This is a genomic window from Brevundimonas sp. GW821-FHT09G01 (assembly GCF_059416065.1).
This window is the reverse complement of sequence record NZ_JBWKOL010000005.1, coordinates 193449-215055: the sequence shown is the minus strand read 5'-3', so window position 1 is coordinate 215055 and position 21607 is coordinate 193449. Positions and strand designations below refer to the sequence as shown.

Below are 21607 nucleotides of genomic sequence, written 5' to 3'. Positions count from 1 at the left end.
GCTTCATGCTGCAGATTCCCCCGCCCCCGCCCACCGACCTGCCCGAAGTCGTCGTCACCGGGGCGCGCCTGCCCCCGGCGGCGGGCGAGGCAGCCTTCGCCGTCATCCGCCTGGACGACCGCGACCTGCGCGCCGAGCAGCGGCTGGACGAGGCCCTGGCCTCCGTTCCCGCCGTCTCCCTGTTCCGCCGCACCTCCAGCCTCGCGGCCAATCCGACCACCCAGGGCATCAGCCTGCGCGCCATCGCTCCCTCTGGCGCGGGCCGGACGCTGGTGACCCTGGACGGCGCGCCGCTGAACGACCCCTTCGGCGGCTGGGTGATCTGGTCCCAGGTCCCGACCGAAAGCCTCGCCGGGCTCGACATCGTGCGCGGCGCCGGCGCCGGTCCCTACGGCGCGGGGGCCCTGACCGGGGTCATCCAGCTGCGCGAGCGCGACATGGGCTGGACCGTCGACGCCTCCGTAGCCGAACGCGGCGGCGCGCGCCTGTCGGCCTCGGGCGCGACGAATGTCGGCGCCGCGCGGATCGTCGCTTCAGGCCTCTACGAGACCAGCGACGGCTACGTCCCGGTGCGCGGCGCGGCCGCGGGCGCCGCCGACACGCCCCTGGATCTGGAGGTCCGCAGCGGCGCGGTGCGCGCCGACCTCCCCGTCGGTCCGGCTGTCGTCTCCCTGCGCGCCTCCGCCTTCGAGGAGGATCGCGGCTCCGGCCTCGCGGGGGCCCGTTCGACCGCCAGCGGAAACGCCCTGTCCGCCACCGCCGCCGTCCAGCCCTCCGCCGACCGTCCCGGCTGGCGGCTGCAGGCCTGGCGCCGCGAGAGCGACCTGGCCAACACCTCGGTCGCCGTCGCCGCCGACCGCGCGACCACCGCCCCCGCCAACGACCAGTACGAAACCCCGGCGACCGGATGGGGCGTCAACGCCGCCCTGCGCCATGTCACGCTCAGCGGCGTCGCCCGTGTCGAATGGGAGCTGGGCGCCGACGCCCGCTTCACCGAGGGCGAGACCCACGAGCGCTTCCGCTACATGGGCGGCCAGTTCACCCGCGACCGGATTGCCGGCGGCGAAACCTCGGTGATGGGCCTCTACGCCGAGGGCTCCTGGACCCACGGCCCCTGGCTGGTCGCCGGCGGCCTGCGCGCCGACCGCTGGGAGAGCGCCGACGGCCATCGCCTCGAGCGCGACCTCGCCACCGGCCTGCCGACCCTGGACGAGACCGACCCCGACCGCTCGGGCGAGGTGGTCAGCGCCCGCCTCGGGGTCCGACGCGACATCGGTGGCGGTCAGGCCCTGCGCGCCGCCGCCTACACCGGCTTCCGCCCCGCCACCCTGAACGAGCTGCACCGTCCCTTCCGGGTCGGCAACGACCTGACCGAAGCCAACGCCGCCCTTAAGCCCGAGACCCTCAGTGGCGTCGAGGCGGGCTGGAGCTGGTCCGGCGCCCGGGCCTCCCTGACCGCCACCGCCTTCTGGACCCAGCTGGATCAGGCCATCGTCAACGTCACCATCGGGACCGGCCCGGCCACCTTCCCGCGCGCCGGCTTCGTTCCGGCGGGCGGCGTCCTGCGCCAGCGCCAGAACGCCGGGACCATCGAGGCGACGGGGATCGAGCTGGACGGCCGCCTGACCCTGACCGACGCCCTCAGTCTGCGCGCCGCCCTGTCGCTGACCGACGCCGAGGTGGACGGCGGGTCCGCCGCGGCCCAGCTGACCGGCCTTCGCCCCGCCCAGGCCCCGCGCTTCAGCGCCGTCGCCGGGGCGGACTGGCGGGCCACGGACCGCCTGACCCTCGCCGCCGACCTGCGCTGGGAGAGCGACCGTTTCGAGGACGACCTCAACAGCCGGGTGCTGGACGCCGGCGGAACCGTCGATCTGCGCGCCGACTGGAGCCTGACCGACGCCGCCGTCCTGTGGGTCGCGGCCTCCAATCTGTTCGATGCGGAGATCGAGGTGTCCGAGACCGGAACCGGCGTCGCCGGCTTCGCCCCGCCCCGCACCCTGGCTGCGGGCGTGCGGTTCACGCGCTGAGCCGTTATCGGTCCAGGACGAAGGCTTCGTCGGCCGCCGAGACCGGCTGGCGCGAATCGTCCGTTCCCCACCCCTTGGCTCCGCCCACCCGGACGGCGGCCCAGATGATGAAGCGGCGCACGGGATCGACGCCGCGGTTCTCCAGCGCCTCCCTGAAGACGCCGTCGGCCTCGGCCCGGTCGTAGGGTTCGGCGCGGGTCCGCCCGTCCTGGCGACGCTTCCACTGTCCCGTGCCCGAGGTGGCGTAGAGGAAGTCGTGGACGATCGCCGCCTTCACCCAGGGGCCGTCGGGCGGCAGCAGAATCCAGCCCCAGCGCGGTATGGAGGTCAGGTCGGTCACGAAGCCGGCGGGCACGGTGATCAGGTCGTCTCCGTCCCCGGTCCTGTACGTCAGATCGCGCTGGAGCCCCCACAGGCTGCGCCCCTTCTTGATCGACGGACTGAATTTGTTGTCGAGCAGGACCAGCACCAGCTTCCCGCCGAAACGATCTGTCCAATAGGTCAAGGCCGCCTCCCGCATCCGTCCCCGTCGCCCCGATTCAATCCAAAGCAGCGGCAAGATCAACCACTGATGGAGATCGATGCTCCTCGCCTCTCGGAAAGCGCTCCCAAAGGTCGCACGCGCGCCATCTTGCAAACGGTTCTCAACTTCGGCACAAGCCGGGGCGTGACCGACGCCGCCGCGACAGCTCCGAAGCCGAAGAAGGCCCTGAACGCCGCAAGGTCGTTCTGGCTGAAGCAATTGCATCAGTGGCACTGGATCTCGGCGGCCGTCAGCCTGATCGGGCTGATGCTGTTCGCCGTCACAGGCATCACCTTGAATCACGCGGCCTCGATCCCCGGTCAGGTCTCCACCGTCGAGACCGCCGGGACCCTGCCCGCCCCCCTGCTGGAGCGGTTGTCGACCTTCCCGCAGGAGACCACCGATCCCGCCCCCGACTATGTCGCCCGCTGGGCCTCGGACCACTTCAAGGTCTCCATCGCGGGCCGTCCCACCGAGACAACCCCGGAAGAGGTCTACATCGCCCTGACCGAGCCCGGCGGCGACGGCTGGCTGACCATCGACCGCGCCACCGGCGAGGCCGCGCGCGAGCGCACCACCCGCGGCCCGATCGCCTACCTCAACGACCTCCACAAGGGCCGCAACACCGGCAAGGTGTGGTTCTGGTTCATCGACGTCTTCGCCGCCGCCTGCATCGTCTTCGCCGTCACCGGCTTCGCCCTGACCTGGATGCACGCCAAGCAGCGCCCCTCGACCTGGCCCCTTCTGGGTCTGGGTCTGCTGATCCCCGTCATCATCGCCCTGATCTTCATTCACTGACGAGTCCGACATGCGTCCCCTGACCCTCGCCGCCTCCGCCGCCGCCCTCGGGACCTTCGCCGCCCCGGCGATGGCCGCCGACCTGAACGTCACGGTGACCGTGCCGCAGCAGACCGGCGCCGCCTATCACCGCCCCTATGTCGCGCTGTGGATCGAGCGCGCGGGCGCCGGGCAAGCCGCCGCCACGCCGGTGCGCACCCTGGCCGTCTGGTACGAGGTCTCCAACGTCGCCGAAGGCAAGGACTGGCTCAAGGACATGCGCACCTGGTGGCGCGGTCTGGGGCGCGGCATGACCCTGCCGGCCGACGGCGTCTCCAGCGCCACCAAGGCTCCGGGCCGTCACACCGTCAGCATCCCCGCCGCCCGCCTGCGGGACCTGCCCGCCGGCAACTATTCCGTGGTCGTCGAGGCGGCCCGCGAACTGGGCGGCCGTGAAGTCGTCCGCGTGCCCTTCGTCTGGGGCCGCGCCAACACCGCCCAGGGAACCGGGCGCACCGAACTGGGCGCCGTCAGCGTCGCCGTCACCCGCTAAAGGAAGCCGCCATGAAGAAGTCCATCGCCATCATCGCGGCCCTCGCCGCCCTCGCCCTGCCGATGTCCGCCCAGGCCCACCGCGCCTGGCTGGCCCCGACCTCGACCAGCCTGTCGGGAACCGATGCCTGGGTCGGCTTCGACGCCGGCATGTCCAACGGCGTCTTCATCCCCGACCACGCCGCCATGAACCTCGCCGGCCTGGTGATCACCGCGCCGGACGGTTCGACCGTCGCGCCCGAGAACATGGGCCGCGCCCGCTACCGCTCGACCTTCGACCTGCACCTGACCCAGCAGGGCACCTACCGCGTCGCCAACGTCATGGGCGGCGTCATCGTCAGCTACAAGCAGGGCGGCGAGCAGAAGCGCTGGCGCGGGACCGAGGCTGAAATGGCCGCCAACATCCCGGCCGACGCCACCGACGTCGTCGCCACCCGCAACAACAGCCGCATCGAGACCTTCGTCACCCTCGGCGCGACCTCGACCACGGCGCTGGCCCCGACCGGCCAGGGCATCGAACTGGTCCCGGTGACCCATCCGAACGACCTGGTCGCCGGCGAGGCCGCGACCTTCAAGCTGGTGCGCGACGGCCAGCCGGCCGCCGACCTGGAAGTCACCATCGCCCGCGGCGGCACCCGCTACCGCGACAATCCGGAAGAGATCACCGTCCGCACCGGCGCCGACGGCGCGTTCACCGTCACCTGGCCCGAGCCGGGCATGTACTGGGTCAACGCCTCGGTCCGCATCCCCGCCCAGGGCCAGCAGCTGGCGTACAACGCCCAGTACAACGGCGTCGTGGAAGTCCTGCCCTGACCCGGCTCGGAGGCCCTCTCTCCAGCAAAAGCGCGCCGCCCACGGTCATCGTGGGCGGCGACGCTGCGCCGCGCCCGGACAACCGGGTCCTCATCCCGACCCACGGCCAGACGCCGGCCCGTCCACCCTCGACGCTGATCTGGGACTTCGCGGGCACGAGCATGGGCGCCGACTGGTCCGTCCGCCTGGTTCCGCCCGAGGGCGCCGAGCGGGCGACCTTCCAGTCCGCCATCGACGCCGAACTGGCCCGCATCGTCAGCCTGTTCAGCCACTGGGACCCGCGCTCCGAACTGGCCCGGTTCAACGCCGCGCCCGAAGGCTTCTGGGCGGTGTCCGAGCCCTTCTGGCTGCTGCTCAACCAGGCCATGGACATCGCCGACGACACCGACGGCGCGGTCGATCCGACGCTGGGCGCCCTGGTCAATCTGTGGGGCTTCGGCCCGCCCGGCCCCCGCCCGCTGAACGCCTTCGGCACCGGTCCGACCACGCCGTACGAGGAAGACATCGCCGCCGCCCTGGCCCTGTCCGGCTGGGGCCGCCTGCGCCTGAACCGCGACCGCCGCGCCGTGCAGCAGATCGGCGGCCTGAAGCTGGACCTGTCCGGCATCGCCAAGGGCCACGCCGTCGACCGCGTCTCCGACCGCCTGGCCGAGCTGGGCGCCGCCCACCACCTGGTCGAGATCGGCGGCGAACTGCGTGGCCGGGGCGTCAAGCCGGACGGCCATCCCTGGTGGGTCGAGCTGCAGCAGGGGCCGGACGCCCCCGGCCCGCGCACCGTCGCGGCCCTTTTCGATCTCGCCGTCGCCACCTCCGGCGACTGGATCCGCAGCTTCGAATCCTACGGCCGGGTCTACAGCCACACCATCGACGGCCGCACCGGCCAGCCGGTCGACAACGGCGTCGCCTCCGTCACCGTCCTGGCCGAAACGGCGATGTACGCCGACGCCATGGCCACGGCCCTCACCGTCATGGGGCCGACGGAAGGCCCCGCCTTCGCCACCGCCATGAAGATCGCCGCCGCCTTCGTCGTGCGCGGCTACGACGGCGTCACGGAGATCGTCACCCCCGCCTTCGCCGCCATGTTGGACGAGGGCGCGTGACCACCGATCCCGGGCGTCTGACATGGGCCGCCGTGGCCGTCGGCCTGTGGCTGCTGAGCGTCCTCTGGGTCATCGTCAGCCGGGCGCTGGCCAAACGCGCCGCCGCCCGCAAGGCCGCCGCGCTGGCGCCGCCGGCGGGCGCGGACGCCGTCCTCGTCGCCTTCGCCAGCCAGACCGGCCTCGCCGAGGAGCTGGCGTGGATGACGGCCAAGAGCCTGTCCGACGCCGGAACCCCGGCCCGCGTCGCCCTGCTCGGCGATCTCGAGCCCGACGAGCTGAAGGCCGCCGGCCGCCTGCTGGTTGTCGCCTCCACCACCGGCGAGGGCGATCCCCCCGACAGCATGTCGTGGTTCGTGCGTCAGGTGATGAAGGCCCCCGCCGACCTCCAGGGCCTGTCCTACGGCCTGCTGGCGCTGGGCGACCGCACCTACGCCGACTACTGCGGTTTCGGCCGGGCGCTGGACGGCTGGCTGCGCCGTTCGGGCGCCGCGCCCCTGTTCGACCATGTCGAGGTCGACGGCGGCGACACCGGCGCGATCCGCCACTGGCAGCACCAGCTGGGCCTGATCACCGGCCAGGCCGTCCAGGCCGACTGGACCCCGCCCGCCTACGACCGCTGGCGTCTGGCCGGGCGCCGCCTGCTCAACCCCGGCAGTCCCGGCGGCGAGGCGCACCTGCTGGCCTTCGAGCCGATCGATCACGTGCCGTCATGGGCCGCGGGCGATATCGCCGAGATCGGCCTGCCCGACCCGGCCCAGGGCAGCCGCGAATACTCCGTCGCCTCCCTGGCCTCGACCGGTCGCGCCGAGTTCATCGTCCGCCGGATGACTCGCCCGGACGGCACGCCCGGCCTCGCCTCCGGCTGGCTGACCCGCGACCTCGCCCCCGGCGCCGAGGTCGGCATGCGCATCCGCACCAACCGCAGCTTCCACGGCCCCGACGCCGCCACGCCCCTGATCCTGATCGGCAACGGCACCGGCCTGGCCGGGCTGCGCGCCCACCTGAAGGCCCGCGAGGGTCAGGCCCACGGCGGCGCCTGGCTGATGTTCGGCGAGCGCACCCGCGCCCACGACGCCTTCCTGGATGACGAGCTTCAGGCGATGCAGGCCTCGGGCCTGCTGACCCGGCTGGACCGCGTCTTCTCGCGCGACGCCGGCCCAAATGGCGAGGGGGGCCGCTATGTGCAGGCGGTCGTGGCGGAGCAGGCGGAGACCCTGCGCGACTGGCTCTCGCGCGGCGCGACCCTCATGGTCTGCGGCAGCCTGGAAGGCATGTCCAAGGGCGTGCACGAGGCGCTGGAAGCCGTGGTCGGCGTCGAAGCCCTGCGCGATCTGACCGAGACCGGGCGGTACCGGCGGGACGTTTACTGACGGCTTGACCCAGCTCCTGTGGCGGGCGGCGCGCCCAGCAAGTGATTAGTGGTTAGTGATTAGTGGTTCGCGGCGTCACGAGCGGTGGTGGTTCTGACTCAGGCCGTCGGGTCAGCCACCCACTAATCACTAACCACTAATCACTTCCCACGCTCCGGCCCCACCGACTGAGCGCCCCGCCGAAGGCCCCGAGCCGGCCCTCAGACCTCCGCCCACCGCCGCAGCAGGTTGTGATAGACCGCCGTCAGCTCCAGTACGGCGGGGTCCTTCGGACCCTTCTCGGCGTTGACCCGCTGGATGGCCACATCCATCCGGAACAGGGTCTCGCGGTCGGCGTCGTCGCGGATCAGGCTCTGCAGCCAGAAGAAGCTGGCCACCCGCGCCCCACGCGTCACCGGCGTGACCCGGTGCAGGCTCTTGGACGGATACAGGACCAGGTCCCCCGCCGACAGCTTCACCGACTGCGGCCCGTACATCTCCTCGATGATCAGCTCGCCGCCTTCGTATTCGTCGGGCTCGGATAGGAAGAGGGTGCAGGACAGGTCGCTGCGGATGCGCAGGCCGCCGCGCTGGCGGATGGCGTTGTCGACATGGACGCCGAAATGCTCGCCGCCCTCATAGCGGTTGAACAGCGGCGGAAAGATCGTGTGCGGCAGGGCGGCCGACACGAACATCGGATTAGCGTTCAGCGCCTGCAGCACCAGCGCCCCGACCTCGCGCGCCTGGGGCGAGTCCTCGGGAAGCTGGCGGTTGACCTTGGCGGTCGCCGACTGATGGCCGGAGGTGACATTGCCGTCGGCCCACGGCCCGGCGTCCAGCGTCGCGCGCAGGCTGGCCGCCTCCGCCTTGGAGAACACCTCTGGAATGTGCAGCAGCATGCGCCGCCTCCTTGGTCGCGCCGGCGATCCGGACACGGAAAGACCCGGGGGGGTCAGGCCATCAGGGAAGACCAACCTGAACCCCCGCGTTCTACGCGAACGGACCTACGGGCCGAAATAGCCCGCCGCGCAGATTCAGCGACCTCAGTAGCGCAGGTTCAGCGTCAGGATCGCCTGACGAGCCGGCGCCACATCGGCGTGGTGCACGCCGTTGGTGCGGAGGATGTATTCCTCGTCGCCCGCGTTCTGGACGTTCAGCTGCAGCGACGCGGTGTCGGTGATGTCGTACGAGGCGAACAGGTCCACCCGGGTGTACTCCGGCGCAAAGACGCGGTTGGCGCCGCCGCCCGCTCCGCCCTGGTTTCCGCCGAAGCTCTTGGACACATAGTAGGCGCCGCCGCCCAGGCTCAGCTTCGGGGTCACCCGGTAGGTGCTGAACAGGCTGAACGAGTGCTCCGGCGTGTTGGCCAGCGGCAGACCTTCGAAGGCGCTCGGCACGGGCACGCCGCCGACAATCGTCACGGCGCCCTTCACCAGTTCGGAGTCCATCCAGCTGTAGCCGCCGAACACCTGCCATTCGCGGGTGATGTTGCCGGACACGCCCAGCTCGATCCCCCGCACCTCGACTTCGCCGGCCTGGGCGAAATCAGTGGGCAGCGGGCCGACCAGGATCTGCGCGTTCTCGCGGGTCAGGTGGAAGGCCGCGGCCGACAGGGCCAGGCGGTCGCCGAACAGGTTGGCCTTGGCGCCGATTTCCCAGCTGGCGGTCTCTTCCGGATCCAGGACGCCGGTCAGCGTGCCCGAGCCCGTGCCGTTGCCGCCCGTGTTCTGGTCTCCCGCGGCGATCAGCGGCGGCGTGGAGGAGGTGGCGTAGGAGACGTAGACGCTGGAGTTAGAGGTCGGCTTGTAGACCAGGCCGACCTGGTAGTTGACGAAGTCCCAGTCGGCGGCGACCGGCGTGTAGACCGGCGCGGCCACGGTGCCCGTGGCGTTGATCCCCTCGACCGAATAGTCGTCGTAGCGGACGCCCAGGTTGACGATGAAGCGGTCGCCGATCTCGATCGAGTCAAGGGCGTACAGGCCCACGGTATCGGTGGTGTTGGTGCTGATCAGGCCGCGCGTGATCGTGCCGGTCCACGGATCCTGCGGATTGGGATCGTACAGCGGCGTGCAGTCGAAGCCGGTCAGGGGAGCCGGACAGGCCGAACCGCTGATCGTCGTGACGGTGTAGGAGGCGTTGCGGTTCTTCTCGCGCCCCAGTTCCAGGCCGATGTCATAGCTGTGACGCAGGCCGCCCGTGGTGATCCGGCCGTGCAGGTCGGTGACGTTGGCGATCGTGTCGTTCGGGTTCCAGCGCGACTTGGTCCCGCGCTTCATCCAGTAGACGCCGCCGATCAGGGCCACGCCCGGCGGCGTCGCGGTGATGCTGCCGCCGTCGCCGGGATTGGTGACGACATAGTCGTTCAGCGTGCGGGACACCCGGGTCACGTTGCGAAGTTCCGCGTGCTCGCCGAAGCGGTGCTTCACGTCGAAGGTGAAGGTGTCGACCGTATTGGTCAGATAGTCGCGCGAATGCAGGCCGTAGAAGCTGTCGTACGGCACATCCAGCACGCCGCTGTCGGTCGTGCGGATGTTGATCTTGGTGAACAGCGGGATGCCGTAGTCGGGCATCTGGTTCGATTCCAGATGGTAGTAGCTCATGGTCGCCGTGGTCGGCGTGCCCAGGCCGGCCGCCAGCGACAGGCCGAGCCCCCACTTGTCGTAGTCGACCGAGTCACGACCCGGCACATCGCCCTCCGCGCCCATCAGGTTCAGACGCAGGGCTGCGGTGCCGCCCAGGTTCCAGTTCTGGTCGATGGTGCCGCGCAGGTAGCCGTCGGTGCCGACGCCCAGGCCGTAGTGGGTGAAGTCCTGCAGGCGCGGGGCCTTGGAGGCCAGGTTGATGCTGCCGCCGCCCGAGCCGCGGCCCGAGTAGACCGAGTCCGGACCCTTCACGACCTCGACCTGTTCCAGGTTGAAGACCTCGCGCTGCTGGCCGCCCGAGTCGCGGATGCCGTCGACGAAGATGTTGTTGCCCGAGGATTGGCCGCGGATGAACGGACGGTCGGCCAGCGGCTGGCCGCCTTCACCGGCGCCGAAGGTGATGCCCGGCGAGGTGCGCAGGATGTCCTGCAGCGAGGTCGCGGCGGTCTGCTCGATGATCTGCTGCGGGATGATGGTCACCGCGCGCGGGGTGTCGACCAGCGGCGCGACGAACTCCGGCGACGTCGGTTCGCGGCGGACGTGCTGGCCCGTCACCGTCACGGTGCCCAGGGTGGTGGTGTCCTGCTGCTGCGGATCGGCCGCCGGATCCGGATCGCCGGCCACGGCGGGGGCGGCGGCCAGCAGCATGCCGGCGGCGCTGGAGGCGAACAGGAGCGAGCGGAGCGCATCGGCGCGTTGGGTCATGGGAGCGATTCCGGGGAGGAAGATATTGCGAGCGGCTCGCAGTATCATCTTTGCCGGATGTCGCAACCGCTTTTGCGACACATTCGCATAATTCTGGTCACTGTATCGCCGCGGCGTCGCCGCGATGGAAACAGGCCTCAGCCCGCCGCCACCGCCTTCATCGACACGGACAGGTCCGCCAGCCGGCCCCCGTCTACCGGCGTCGCCTTGCCGATCATCATCCGCCCGGCCATGAACTCGGCCGGCGCGTTGACGGCCTCGACGCAGACGATCCGGTCTCCAGCCAGGTGGAAGACGGCGAAGGCGCCCGCCTCCACGTCGCCGCGCACCACCTGACGGTCCGCCCCGTCGGGCAGGCCGGCGATCTGCAGCTTCAGATCATACTGGTCGGACCAGAACCAGGGCGCCTCCGGCGTCGGCGCCGCGCGGCCGACGATGGCCGAGGCCGCCTGCTTGGCCTGTTCCAGCGCATTGGGCACGCTCTCCAGCCGATGCATCGCCCCGCCATGCACGGGCACGGGCCGGTAGGTCACGTCGCCGACGGCCCAGATCGCCGGATCCGAGGTCCGCGCCTCGCCGTCCACCACCACCCCGTTCAGGCAGTGCAGCCCGGCCGTCCGCGCCAGCCCTTCGCGCGCCAGGGCGCCGACGCCGACCAGCACGGCGTCGGCCTCGATCAGCCGCCCGTCCGCCAGCCGCACGCCCGCATCCTCGAACCCGGTCACCTCGGCCGAGGTCAGGATCTCGACGCCGTGCTTGCGATGATAGCCGGTGAAGAATTCGGACAGCGTATGCGAGGCGACGCGCGCCAGCACCCGGTCCATCCGTTCGATGACCACCGCGTCGGCGCCCAGCGCCCGGGCCGAGGCCGCCGCCTCCAGACCCACATAGCCGCCGCCCACGACCGCCAGCTTCTTGCCCGGCCCCAGCGCTGCCTTCAGCCGCTCGGCGTCGGCCAGGGTGCGCAGCTCCAGCAGATCCGCCCGGTCAGCGCCCGGCAGGGCCAGCCGCCGCGCCGTCGATCCGGTGGCCAGGATCAGCGCGTCATAGGTCTCGACCGTCCCGTCCGCGAAGGCGACCGTCCTGCCCGCCGGGTCGATGGCCGTCGCGGTCGTCCCGGTGCGCAGTTCGATGGCCTGCTCGGCGTAGAAGCTCTCGGGGCGCAGCAGCAGCGCCTCCAGGTCGGCCTCGCCCTTCAGCCAGGCCTTCGACAGCGGCGGTCGCTGATAGGGCGGCGCCGGCTCCTCGCCCGCCAGCACGATGGGGCCTTCATGGCCGTATTGGCGCAACAGCGCCGCCGCCGTGCCGCCCGCGTGCCCCGCGCCGATGATCAGAACCTTTGTCATGTTTCGCAAGTAGTGCGATCCAGGGTCTTACGCCAAGAGTCTCCCTGCACAGGCCGCTCGCCTTGCCGGACAGATGCTGTCGTGCAACGCTGTTCGTTCAAACTATTCCTGGGGAATAAGGAAATGCTGATCCGGTCTCTCATCGCCGCCACGGCCGCGCTGCTGCTGGTTGCGCCCGCGGCCCAGGCGCAGGATCCGTCCGCCAAGGCGACCTTCGGCGACGTCTCCCTGAGCTCGGGCTTCACCCCCGATCCTCACTCGGTCTCCCTGACCGCCGGCGGCTCCATCGACGCCTCGACCATCGGTTCGCCCTGCCGCGGCTCGATCGCCCGCGCCCCCGACTTCGAGCTGACCTACAGCTCCGGCTCGCTGCCGCTCTACATCTACGCGGTCTCCAGCTCGGACACGACGCTGGTGGTCAACGGTCCGGACGGTCAGTGGTACTGCGACGACGATTCCAACGGCGGAACCAACCCGCAGGTGACCTTCAACAGCCCGCGCTCGGGCACCTATGACATCTGGGTCGGCACCTTCAGCGGCGGCACGACCTCGGCGACCCTGAACATCACCGAGCTGTCCGGCGACCGCGGAGGCGGCGACGGCGGTTCTCCCGACACCACCCTGACCGCGACCTTCGGCGAAGTCAGCCTGAGCTCGGGCTTCACCCCCGATCCGCACCGCGTCAGCCTGACGGCCGGCGGCTCCCTCTCGGCCTCGAACGTGTCCTCGTCCTGCCAAGGCTCGATCGCCACCGCGCCGGACTACGAGATCACCTACAGCGCCGGCTCGCTGCCGCTGGCCATCCGCACCGAGGCGAACACGGACACCACCCTGGTGGTCAACGGCCCCGACGGCCAGTGGTACTGCGACGACGACAGCGGCGGCGGCACCAACGCCCAGGTCTATTTCGCCAAGCCGGCGTCCGGCACCTACGACATCTGGGTCGGCACCTACGGCGGCGGCAACCAGCCCGCCACCCTGCTGATCACCGAAGTGCCGTAGGCCCGGCGCCTCACTAATCGGAACCGCTGCGGGCGCCGGGGATTGACCCGGCGCCCGTTTCGCTTTTCCACCTTGGCCGTCACATGGTGTTTCAGCCCGCCGCGCCACTGTTGGCTAGGCGGGCGTAAGCGGCCAAAGACCCTTCATCCCGAAGGGTTCAACAAGTGAAGGAGCACGAATGGCGGCCCTGGTGCTGTTCGGCGGCGGCGGCGACCTCGCCATGCGGATGCTTCTGCCTTCGCTCTATTTCCTCGAGCATGACGGCCTGCTGCCCGACGATCTGAAGATCATCGGCGCCGCCCGCTCGGACGAGAGCCGCGACGAGTACGTCGAAAAGGTCCGCGCTTCGGTCGAGGGCAAGGCCCGCGCCGACGACGCCTGGTCCGAGGCCGCCTGGTCCCGCATGGAGGCCCGCCTCGACTATCTGCCGGTCGACGCCACCAGCGCCGAAAGCCTGAAGCCGCTCAAGGCCAAGGTCGGCGACGCCGGGGTCACCTCCTTCCTGGCCGTCTCGCCGTCCCTCTACGGCCGCATCGTCACCGCCCTGAAAGAGGCCGGCATGGCGGGGCCGAACGACCGCGTGGTGCTGGAGAAGCCCGTCGGCCGCGACCTGAAATCCTTCCTGGAGATCGACGACGCCGTCGCCCACGCCTTCCGCGAGAACCAAGTGTTCCGCATCGACCACTACCTGGGCAAGGAGACGGTCCAGAACCTGATCGCCCTGCGCTTCGGCAATACGGTGTTCGAGCCGCTGTGGAACAACCTGTCGATCGACCACGTCCAGATCACCATTGGTGAAACGGTCGGCGTCGGCGACCGCTGGCCCTATTACGACGAGTACGGCGCCCTTCGGGACATGCTGCAGAACCACATGCTGCAGCTGCTCTGCCTGGTCGCCATGGAGCCGCCGTCCGACCTCGACCCGGACTCGGTCCGCAACGAGAAGGTCAAGGTCCTGCGCTCGCTGCGCCCCATCACCCACGAGGAGGCCGAGCGCGTCACCGTGCGCGGCCAGTACGTGGCGGGAACCAGCGAGGGCAAGCCGGCCAAGGGCTATGACGAGGAACGCGGCCAGCCGTCGGACACCGAGACCTTCGTCGCCATCCGCGCCGACATCGACAACTGGCGCTGGGCGGGCGTGCCCTTCTTCATGCGCACCGGCAAGCGCCTGCCCGAGAAGCGCACCGAGATCGTCATCCAGTTCAAGCCGCTGCCGCACTCCATCTTCGACCGCGACGACCGCGGCGAGGTGCAGGCCAACCGCATGGTCATCGAGCTGCAGCCTGAGGAAGACATCTCGCTGACGGTGATGAACAAGAAGCCCGGCCTCGACCAGCGCATGCAGCTGCAGCCGATCAAGATGAGCCTGTCGTGGGGCGTGGGCGGCAAGGGCGACAAGCCGCCCCGCCGCCGCATCGCCTATGAGCGCCTGCTGCTGGACGCCCTGCACGGCGACTCCACCCTGTTCGTCCGCCGCGACGAGGCGGAACAGGCCTGGAAATGGGTCGACGAGGTCTCCGAGGCCTGGGCCGACGGCGACATCAAGCCCCAGGAATACGTCGCCGGAACCTGGGGTCCCGCGGACGCCGACATGCTGATGGCCCGCACCGGCCGGGAATGGAATTCGTCGGATGCCTGAGATTGAAGTCTTCACCGACGGCGCGACATGGGCCGAGGCCTGCGCCGCGCGGCTGACCGAAACCCTGTCGGGCGCCGTCGCCGAAACCGGTAAGGCCGTGTTCGCCGGTTCCGGCGGTTCGACCCCCGCGCCGATCTACGCCCGCATGGCCGCCGCCGGTATCGACTGGTCCAAGGTCGCCGTCACCCTGATCGACGAACGCTATGTCCCCGAGACCTCGCCGGACTCCAGCGCGGCCCTGCTCAAGACCACCCTGCTGATCGGTCCGGCCGCCGCCGCCCGCTTCGTGCCCCTCTATACGCCCGAGGTCACCGTCGATCGCGCCGCCATCGTCGCCGCCCATGCGCTGGCCGCCGAGGGCGGCCGCCTCGACGCTGTCCTTCTCGGCATGGGGGAGGATGGCCATATCTGCTCCATGTTCCCCCAAAGCCCGACGCTGAAGACCCTGCTCACCCCGACCCTGGCGCCGACCGTGCTGGGGGTGCCCCACGGCCGTGACGGCATGGCGCCCAGCCTGGAACGCCTGTCGATCAACCTGCCTTATCTGATGCAGGCGCGCCGGGTGGTCCTGGCCCTGACCGGCAAGCAGAAGCGCGCCGTGTTCGAACGGGAGGCCGCGGGCGACCCGACGACCCAGCCCATCGCCGCCCTGATCGCCGCGAACGTCCCGCTCGAAGTCCTGTGGACGGAGACCGCCTGATGCCCAAGCTCCATCCCGTCGTCGCTCAGGTCACCGCCCGCATCACCGAGCGCTCCCACGCGACCCGCGCCGACTACCTGCGCCGCATGGACGCCGCCCGCGACAGCGGGATCGGCCGCGCCAAGCTCAGCTGCGCCAACTGGGCCCACGCCTTCGCCGGCGCGCCCATCAAGGACAAGCTGCACGCCATGTCGGGCAGCCAGCCCAACGTCGGCGTCGTCACCGCCTTCAACGACATGCTCTCGGCCCACCAGCCGTTCGAGCGCTTCCCCGAAATCATCCGCGCCGCCGTGCGCGAGGTCGACGCCACCGCCCAGGTCGCCGGCGGGACCCCCGCCATGTGCGACGGCGTCACCCAGGGCCGTCCGGGCATGGAGCTGTCGCTGTTCAGCCGCGACGTGATCGCCATGTCCACCGGCGTCGCCCTGACCCACGACGCCTTCGACGCCGCCATGATGCTGGGCGTCTGCGACAAGATCGTCCCCGGCCTGTTCATCGGCGCCCTGGCCTTCGGCCACCTGCCGGTCGTCTTCGCCCCCGCCGGACCCATGCCCTCAGGCATCCCCAATGCCGAGAAGGCTCGCGTCCGCGCCCTCTACGCCCAGAACCAGGTCGACCGTCAGACCCTGCTGGAAAGCGAGATCGGCAGCTACCACTCGCCCGGCACCTGCACCTTCTACGGCACCGCCAACTCCAACCAGATGATGATGGAGCTGGGCGGCCTGCATCTGCCCTCGACCGCCTTCGTCCATCCGGAAACCGGCCTGCGCGACGCCCTAACCGCCGCCGCCGCCAAGCGCGCGGTCGAGCTGGCCCGCACGGGCCGGGGCCGCATGGCCGACGTCATCTCCGAGAAGTCGGTTGTCAACATGATCGTGGCCCTGCTGGCCACCGGCGGCTCGACCAACCACGCCATCCACCTGGTCGCCATGGCGCGCGCCGCGGGCGTGCTGATCGACTGGACCGACATGGACCAGCTGTCGTCCGCCACCCCGTTGCTGGCTCGCGTCTATCCCAACGGCTCAGCCGACGTGAACGCCTTCCAGGCCGCCGGCGGCGTCGCCTTCGTCACCCGCGAACTGGCCCAGGCGGGCCACATCCACTCCGACGTCACGACCGTCATGGGCGAGGGCATCCAGCACTATTTCCAGGAGCCCTCGCTGGTCGACGGCGAACTGGTCTGGCGCGACGGCGTCACCGAGAGCCTGGACCGCGACATCCTGCGTCCCGCCTCCGACCCGTTCCAGAAGGACGGCGGCCTGCGCCTCGTCCAGGGCGACCTGGGTCGGGCCGTCATCAAGGTCTCGGCGGTCAAGCCCGAGAACCGCATCGTCGAGGCCCCCGCCGCGGTCTTCGAATCCCAGGAAGAGGCGCTGCAAGCCTTCAAGGACGGCAAGCTGAACCGCGACGTGGTCGTGGTCCTGCGCTTCCAGGGCCCCAAGGCCAACGGCATGCCCGAGCTGCACAGCCTGTCGCCCGCCCTCAGCGTGCTCCAGGACAAGGGCTTCAAGGTCGCCTTCGTCACCGACGGCCGCATGTCGGGCGCCAGCGGCAAGACGCCCGCCGCCATCCACGTCTCGCCAGAGGCTCTCGCCGGCGGCCCCCTGGCCCATGTGAAGGACGGCGACATCATCCGGCTGGACGCCGAGGCCGGGGTGCTGACCACCATCGGCGTCGCGGGCCTGCGCGAACGCCCCGCCGCCCACCGCACCCAGGCCCACGCCGAGGGCTCGGCCTGGGGCTACGGCCGCGAGCTGTTCAGCGTCTTCCGCCAGACCGTCTCGACCGCCGAGGAAGGGGCCTCGGTCTGCTTCACGACCCCGACCGGCAGCCCGGTCAGCATCGACACCCCGCCCGACCCGAATATCGTCGACCGCGCCGTCGATGCCTGACGCCAATCAAGAAGAAGCCGCCGCGCGGCAAGGGATTCAAGGACAGCGCTCATGACCGTCAACTGGGACCGCACCCTGCTCGTCGGAGACGTCGGCGGCACCAACGCCCGCTTCGCCATCGCCCACATGATCGAGGGCAAGCCGGTGCTCGAGCATCACGAAAGCTTCCCGGCCGAGCGCTATCCGACCTTCCTTGAGGGCGTGAAGGCCTTCATCGACGGCTGCGAGGTCAAGCCCACCGGCGGCGTCATCGCCGTGGCCGGCGCGGTCACCGACGGCGAGATCGACCTGACCAACTCGCCCTGGCGGGTGTCGGAGACCGAACTGGGCACGCTCGGCCTGGAGCCGGTGCGCCTGATCAACGATTTCGAGGCCCTGGCCTGGGGCGCGCCGATCGTGCCGCCGTCCGAGCTGGCCTCGCTGGGCGGTCCGGAAGAGGGCGCGCCGCATTCGGCCATCGCCGTGCTCGGGCCGGGCACCGGCTTCGGCGTCTCCGCCCTGGTGCGGGACCAGCACGGCAATGAGATCGCCATGCCCTCCGAGGGCGGCCACGCCTGTTTCGCCCCGGGTGATCCGGTCGAGGACGAGATTCTGCGCATCCTGCGCCGCCGCTACGATCGGGTCTCCATCGAGCGCCTGATCTGCGGTCCCGGCCTGCTCAACATGCACCGGGCCCTGGCCGAGATCGACGGGCGCGAGACCCATATCGACGACCCGGCCCAGATCACCGCCGAGGCGCTGGAGGATCCGCGCAGCCAGTGCGGCGCCACCCTGGCCCGCTTCTGCGCCATCCTGGGCGCCGTGGCCGGGGACATCGCCCTGACCACCGGCGCCCGCGGCGGAATCTATATCGCCGGCGGCATCGCCCCGCGCATCCTGCCCTTCCTGAAGGCCAGTCCCTTCCGCGAGCGGTTCGAGCGCAAGGGCCGGTTCCAGGACTATATGGCGGCCATTCCCACGAAGGTGATCCTTCACAAGCACGCCGCCCTTCTGGGCGCCGCGCGGGTCGCCTTCGCGGCCTGACAGGTCACGGAAGTGTCACGGCCGCGTGAACCTTCCGGACCTAACGGTGTTTACCTCCCCGAACACAGGGAGTTAGTTCACATGCGCAAGTTCACCATCGCCGCCGTCGCCGCCTTCGCCGTCGTGGGCCTCGCCGCCTGCGGGGAAAGCTCGGCCGACAAGGCCGCCGAAACCCAGGCCGACGCGCTGGAGGCCCAGGCCGCCGCGACCCCGAACGAGGCCCAGGAGAAGGCCCTCAACACCGAAGCCGACCGTATCGAGCAACAGGCGGGCAACGCCGACGGCGGCATGACCACCTCGAACACCCCGAGCACCACCCCCTCGGGCGAGATGACCGCTCCGCCGGCCCCGGCTCCGGCCCACTAAGCCGTTCCGTCCACGGACGAACGAAGAAGGCCCCGCCGCTCTCGCGACGGGGCCTTTTGCTTGCGCGGCGCTCAGCGCGTCAGTCGACGCAGATCGTCGGCTCCGCCTTGCCGTTCTCGATCGTGGTGTAGCAGCCGAAGCGGCCGCTGGCGGCCTGGCACTGGCCGACGGCGGGGGCGCCCGCGTTCGGCGTTCCGGCGACGTCCTCGATGCGGCAGTCTCCCTGGCAGTCCGAGCCGGTCGTGCAGCGCTTGCCCGCATCGGCGTAGGTGATCACGCAGCGCACGGTCTGCATCCGGCCCTGCGGCAGCATCTTGCCGCCCTGGGAGGCGCACAGGGCCGCGTCGGTGCTGCCCGCGGCGCTGGCCTGGGACTGTTGCGGCGCGGCGGTCGCGGCGCCGTCGGTGGCCGGCATCGGCTGGCAGGCGGCGGCCAGCAGGGCCGTCACGGCGATCATCAGTCGTTTCATTTCACGGCTCCCTTGGTGAATCCGGTCCAGACGTCGTCGTAGTCCAGCTGCATCGTCGGACTGGTTTGCGCCCATTCCGTGGTGCGGATCGGCATGCGCGTCTCGAACATGAAGGCCAGGGTGTTCTCGATCTTCACCGGCTTCAGCTCGGCGGCGACCGCCTTGTCATAGCTGGCCTGGTCCGGCCCGTGCCCGCTCATGCAATTGTGCAGCGACGCGCCGCCGGGGGCGAAGCCGCCCTCCTTGGCGTCATACTCGCCGGTCACCAGACCCATGAACTCGCTCATGACGTTCCGGTGGAACCACGGCGGCCGGAACGTGCCCTCGGCCACCATCCAGCGCGGCGGGAAGATGACGAAGTCGGCGTTGGCCGTCCCCGGCGTGTCCGACGGGCTGGTCAGCACCGTGAAGATCGAGGGGTCCGGATGGTCGAAGCTCACCGTCCCGATCGTGTTGAAGCGGGCGGTGTCATATTTGTACGGCGCGTTGTTGCCGTGCCAGGCGACGACATCCAGCGGGCTGTGGTCGAACAGGGTGACGTACAGCCGCCCGCCGAATTTCTGCACGCACTCGGTCGGCCGATCCACGTCCTCGAACCAGGCGACGGGCGTCTCGAAATCGCGCGGATTGGCCAGGCCGTTCGAGCCGATCGGCCCCAGGTCCGGCAGGCGGAAGGCCGCGCCGTAGTTCTCGCACACATAGCCGCGCACGGGTCCGGAGACCTCGACACGGAACCGCACCCCGCGCGGAATGACCACGATCTCGCCGGGCCGGGCGTCGATCCGGCCCATCTCGGTGACGAAGGCCTGCGCCCCCTCCTGCGGCACGATCAGCAGCTCGCCGTCGGCGCAGTAGAAGACCCGGTCGGTCATGGAGCGGTTGGCGGCGTACAGGTGGATGCCCGTGCCGATCCCGGCCTCCGGATCGCCGTTGCCGCCGTAGGTGACCAGCCCCTCGACCCAGTCGGTCGGCTCGCCCGGCATCGGCAGCGGGTCCCAGCGCATCCGGTTGGGCGACGGCGGCGCCTCATGGAACGGCCCCGAGCGCACCCGCCCCTGCGCGAACGGTTTATAGGCCGGGTGCTGGGCCGAGGGCCGCAGGCGATACAGCCAGCTGCGGCGGTTCTCGCTGCGCGGCGCGGTGAAGGCCGTCCCCGACAGCTGCTCGGCGTACAGCCCCATCGGCGTCCGCTGCGGCGAGTTCCGCCCCTCCGGCAGCGCCCCGGGCACGGCCTCGGTCGCGAAATGATTGCCGAAGCCGGTCAGGTACTGAGGCGCGTTGGCTCGCGTCGTCATGTGGCGTTCTCCCTTGCGGGAGGTTTAGCGGGGCGACGGGCGGCGCACTACCCCCGGTCGGCGGGGAGCGGAGTTTGAGGAGAATGGAGAGGGCGGCTCCGTCAGGGCCTGGGCGCGCGCAGCCGGAAGTCCCCGGGACGATCGCCCGGCTCCAGCGCCCGGTCCGGATTGAGCCGCAGGGTCCAGCCCGGTCCCTCGCGCCCATCCGCCGAGGTCGGCGCGGCGACGGTGACGCGCTTCCAGTTCGGGTCGATCAGCGCCCCGTCCGTCACCTTCAGCACGCCCCAGCTGTCGACCACCCGCAGCGTCGGATAGACGGCGCCGTTGCCGCCCAGCACCACGATGGTGCTCGGGTTGAAGCTGATGTTCATGTCCTCGAACGCCAGCGTCAGGCGGGGTCCGTCCACCAGCTTCGCCGTCCAGGCCGCCGCCACGGCGCGGGCCCGTTCGGCGCGCTGCGCCTCGTCGGCCCGGATCCCCACGCCGTCATAGCGGGCCTCCGCCGCCGGGGCCTCGACGGCCGGTGCGCCGGTCCGCGCGGCCAGCAGGGCGCCCAGGTCGTCCCCGGCGCCCAGTCCCCGCCGCCAGTCGGACGCGGCCGCGTCCAGCAGCAGGCCGTAGGGTGGGCCCGAGAAATAGGCGAAGTTGCGTACGAAGCTGTTCTGCTCCTCCGCCAGGGCCAGCCCCTTCAGCGCCTCCGCCACGGCGTCGCCGCCCGACAGGCGCACGCCGGTATACTGCGCCAGTCCCTCGTTCATCTCCAGCTGCCGTTCCTGGTCCCCGGCCTGCGCGGTCAGGGTCCGCCGCGCCGCGCGGAAGGCCAGCGCGTCCGCCACGGCCTGGTCCCGGGCGGCCGGGTCTGCGGCGCGCAAGGCCGCCGCCAACGCCCGCCATTCCAGCCGCATCAGCACCCGCCCCTCGGTCGTCGACAGGTGTTCCGGCGTCGGCGATCCCGCCGGCAGGCCCAGGTCCCTCTGCACCCCGTGCCAGATCTCATGGGCCAGCAGCGCCCGGCGCTCGGTCGGATCTTCGGGCAGGGGCCGGATCAGCATGGCCCAGCGCACGCCGTCCCAGTCCACCGCCGTGTTGGCGATGTTGACGGTCTCCGGCAGGGTTCCGACGAACAAACCGCCCTCGGGCTTCAGGGCGTCGCTGTCGCCGCGCCGGGCCGTATGGACGGTGCGCGTCGCCGGATCGACCAGCAGCACCGGCGTGCAAAGGCGCGCGCCCCACAGCGCTCCGCCGTCGGTCTCGCAGATCGCCCTGGCCTCGGCGAAGGTTTCGGCCGGGCCCGGACCGGCCTGGGCCAGTGCGGCGCCCGCGATCAGCGTCGGGATGATGGAAAGCAGCAAGGCGCGCATGAGAGTCCCCCCTGGCCCCTACTTCC

Annotated in this window: 19 protein-coding genes; 12 read left to right on the top strand and 7 right to left on the bottom strand. The window is 70.8% G+C overall.

The features are described 5' to 3' along the window. Nucleotides 1–5: 5 nt before the first annotated feature. Nucleotides 6–2027, top strand: a complete 2022-nt coding sequence (locus AC07NB_RS11835) for a TonB-dependent receptor (RefSeq protein ID WP_494571127.1) — start codon at nt 6–8, stop codon at nt 2025–2027. A 4-nt stretch (nt 2028–2031) separates the two neighbouring features. Here AC07NB_RS11835 and AC07NB_RS11830 read toward each other — a convergent pair whose 3' ends face one another. Then, a complete protein-coding gene (locus AC07NB_RS11830; protein WP_494571126.1) occupies nt 2032–2532 on the bottom strand; it encodes a DUF1353 domain-containing protein in 501 nt (166 codons plus the stop codon). Nucleotides 2533–2694: 162 nt separating this feature from the next. Between AC07NB_RS11830 and AC07NB_RS11825 the strand changes: the two genes are divergently transcribed. Genes AC07NB_RS11825 through AC07NB_RS11805 form a run of 5 tightly spaced genes read left to right on the top strand, consistent with a single transcriptional unit; the run spans nt 2695 to nt 7162 of the window. Further along, nucleotides 2695–3348, top strand: a complete 654-nt coding sequence (locus AC07NB_RS11825) for a PepSY-associated TM helix domain-containing protein (RefSeq protein ID WP_492312257.1) — start codon at nt 2695–2697, stop codon at nt 3346–3348. Between the two features lie 10 nt (nt 3349–3358). Then, complete coding sequence (locus AC07NB_RS11820; RefSeq protein ID WP_291836109.1) at nt 3359–3880, top strand: DUF2271 domain-containing protein; 522 nt, start codon at nt 3359–3361, stop codon at nt 3878–3880. A gap of 11 nt (nt 3881–3891) precedes the next feature. Then, complete coding sequence (locus AC07NB_RS11815) at nt 3892–4692, top strand: DUF4198 domain-containing protein (RefSeq protein ID WP_291836112.1); 801 nt, start codon at nt 3892–3894, stop codon at nt 4690–4692. 50 nt (nt 4693–4742) lie between these two features. Beyond that, a complete protein-coding gene (locus tag AC07NB_RS11810; protein ID WP_494571125.1) occupies nt 4743–5792 on the top strand; it encodes an FAD:protein FMN transferase in 1050 nt (349 codons plus the stop codon). Then, entirely contained in the window at nt 5789–7162 is a 1374-nt protein-coding gene (locus tag AC07NB_RS11805) for a sulfite reductase subunit alpha (RefSeq protein ID WP_494571124.1), read from the top strand. Before AC07NB_RS11810 ends, AC07NB_RS11805 begins: the two co-directional genes overlap by 4 nt. A gap of 200 nt (nt 7163–7362) precedes the next feature. Here the strand turns inward: AC07NB_RS11805 and AC07NB_RS11800 are convergent, their stop codons facing one another. The 3 genes from AC07NB_RS11800 to AC07NB_RS11790 all read right to left on the bottom strand — a co-directional run bounded on the left by AC07NB_RS11800 (nt 7363) and on the right by AC07NB_RS11790 (nt 11834). Next, the gene (locus AC07NB_RS11800) at nt 7363–8040 is read right to left on the bottom strand and encodes a Fe2+-dependent dioxygenase (RefSeq protein WP_494571123.1); all 678 of its coding nucleotides are present in this window, start codon (nt 8038–8040) and stop codon (nt 7363–7365) included. A gap of 144 nt (nt 8041–8184) precedes the next feature. Then, nucleotides 8185–10488, bottom strand: coding sequence for a TonB-dependent receptor (locus tag AC07NB_RS11795; protein WP_494571122.1), 2304 nt, complete (start codon nt 10486–10488; stop codon nt 8185–8187). Between the two features lie 137 nt (nt 10489–10625). Next, nucleotides 10626–11834 carry an NAD(P)/FAD-dependent oxidoreductase gene (locus tag AC07NB_RS11790; protein ID WP_494571121.1) on the bottom strand — a complete coding sequence of 403 codons (1209 nt, stop codon included), beginning with the start codon at nt 11832–11834 and terminating at the stop codon, nt 10626–10628. A gap of 123 nt (nt 11835–11957) precedes the next feature. On the opposite strand from AC07NB_RS11790, the gene AC07NB_RS11785 reads away from it, so the two are divergent. The 6 genes from AC07NB_RS11785 to AC07NB_RS11760 all read left to right on the top strand — a co-directional run bounded on the left by AC07NB_RS11785 (nt 11958) and on the right by AC07NB_RS11760 (nt 18456). Then, on the top strand, nt 11958–12836 hold the full coding sequence (locus AC07NB_RS11785; protein ID WP_291837201.1) for a peptidase: 879 nt from the start codon (nt 11958–11960) through the stop codon (nt 12834–12836). Between the two features lie 178 nt (nt 12837–13014). Beyond that, nucleotides 13015–14475, top strand: a complete 1461-nt coding sequence (gene zwf, locus AC07NB_RS11780) for a glucose-6-phosphate dehydrogenase (RefSeq protein ID WP_291837203.1) — start codon at nt 13015–13017, stop codon at nt 14473–14475. Continuing rightward, nucleotides 14468–15175 carry a 6-phosphogluconolactonase gene (pgl, locus tag AC07NB_RS11775; protein WP_494571120.1) on the top strand — a complete coding sequence of 236 codons (708 nt, stop codon included), beginning with the start codon at nt 14468–14470 and terminating at the stop codon, nt 15173–15175. Before zwf ends, pgl begins: the two co-directional genes overlap by 8 nt. Further along, entirely contained in the window at nt 15175–17067 is a 1893-nt protein-coding gene (edd, locus tag AC07NB_RS11770) for a phosphogluconate dehydratase (protein WP_494571119.1), read from the top strand. Before pgl ends, edd begins: the two co-directional genes overlap by 1 nt. Before the next feature lie 51 nt (nt 17068–17118). After that, a complete protein-coding gene (gene glk, locus AC07NB_RS11765) occupies nt 17119–18090 on the top strand; it encodes a glucokinase (RefSeq protein ID WP_494571118.1) in 972 nt (323 codons plus the stop codon). Between the two features lie 81 nt (nt 18091–18171). Continuing rightward, entirely contained in the window at nt 18172–18456 is a 285-nt protein-coding gene (locus AC07NB_RS11760; protein ID WP_291840976.1) for a hypothetical protein, read from the top strand. 79 nt (nt 18457–18535) lie between these two features. On the opposite strand, the gene AC07NB_RS11755 is transcribed toward AC07NB_RS11760, so the two are convergent. The 3 genes from AC07NB_RS11755 to AC07NB_RS11745 form a co-directional block, all read right to left on the bottom strand. Further along, a complete protein-coding gene (locus AC07NB_RS11755; protein WP_291840974.1) occupies nt 18536–18925 on the bottom strand; it encodes a hypothetical protein in 390 nt (129 codons plus the stop codon). Next, nucleotides 18922–20220, bottom strand: coding sequence for a homogentisate 1,2-dioxygenase (hmgA, locus tag AC07NB_RS11750; protein ID WP_494571117.1), 1299 nt, complete (start codon nt 20218–20220; stop codon nt 18922–18924). Before hmgA ends, AC07NB_RS11755 begins: the two co-directional genes overlap by 4 nt. Nucleotides 20221–20321: 101 nt before the next feature. After that, nucleotides 20322–21581: a hypothetical protein gene (locus AC07NB_RS11745; RefSeq protein WP_494571116.1), complete on the bottom strand. Its 1260-nt coding sequence runs from the start codon at nt 21579–21581 to the stop codon at nt 20322–20324. Nucleotides 21582–21607 lie beyond the last annotated feature (26 nt).

Excerpts from the sequence above, each read along its gene's own strand:
- AC07NB_RS11835 (WP_494571127.1), top strand. The coding sequence starts at position 6 with ATGCTGCAGATTCCCCCGCCCCCGCCCACCGACCTGCCCGAAGTCGTC.
- AC07NB_RS11820 (WP_291836109.1), top strand. The coding sequence starts at position 3,359 with ATGCGTCCCCTGACCCTCGCCGCCTCCGCCGCCGCCCTCGGGACCTTC.
- AC07NB_RS11815 (WP_291836112.1), top strand. The coding sequence starts at position 3,892 with ATGAAGAAGTCCATCGCCATCATCGCGGCCCTCGCCGCCCTCGCCCTG.
- AC07NB_RS11800 (WP_494571123.1), bottom strand. The coding sequence starts at position 8,040 with ATGCTGCTGCACATTCCAGAGGTGTTCTCCAAGGCGGAGGCGGCCAGC.
- AC07NB_RS11795 (WP_494571122.1), bottom strand. The coding sequence starts at position 10,488 with ATGACCCAACGCGCCGATGCGCTCCGCTCGCTCCTGTTCGCCTCCAGC.
- AC07NB_RS11790 (WP_494571121.1), bottom strand. The coding sequence starts at position 11,834 with ATGACAAAGGTTCTGATCATCGGCGCGGGGCACGCGGGCGGCACGGCG.
- AC07NB_RS11785 (WP_291837201.1), top strand. The coding sequence starts at position 11,958 with ATGCTGATCCGGTCTCTCATCGCCGCCACGGCCGCGCTGCTGCTGGTT.
- zwf (WP_291837203.1), top strand. The coding sequence starts at position 13,015 with ATGGCGGCCCTGGTGCTGTTCGGCGGCGGCGGCGACCTCGCCATGCGG.
- pgl (WP_494571120.1), top strand. The coding sequence starts at position 14,468 with ATGCCTGAGATTGAAGTCTTCACCGACGGCGCGACATGGGCCGAGGCC.
- edd (WP_494571119.1), top strand. The coding sequence starts at position 15,175 with ATGCCCAAGCTCCATCCCGTCGTCGCTCAGGTCACCGCCCGCATCACC.
- glk (WP_494571118.1), top strand. The coding sequence starts at position 17,119 with ATGACCGTCAACTGGGACCGCACCCTGCTCGTCGGAGACGTCGGCGGC.
- AC07NB_RS11760 (WP_291840976.1), top strand. The coding sequence starts at position 18,172 with ATGCGCAAGTTCACCATCGCCGCCGTCGCCGCCTTCGCCGTCGTGGGC.
- AC07NB_RS11755 (WP_291840974.1), bottom strand. The coding sequence starts at position 18,925 with ATGAAACGACTGATGATCGCCGTGACGGCCCTGCTGGCCGCCGCCTGC.
- hmgA (WP_494571117.1), bottom strand. The coding sequence starts at position 20,220 with ATGACGACGCGAGCCAACGCGCCTCAGTACCTGACCGGCTTCGGCAAT.
- AC07NB_RS11745 (WP_494571116.1), bottom strand. The coding sequence starts at position 21,581 with ATGCGCGCCTTGCTGCTTTCCATCATCCCGACGCTGATCGCGGGCGCC.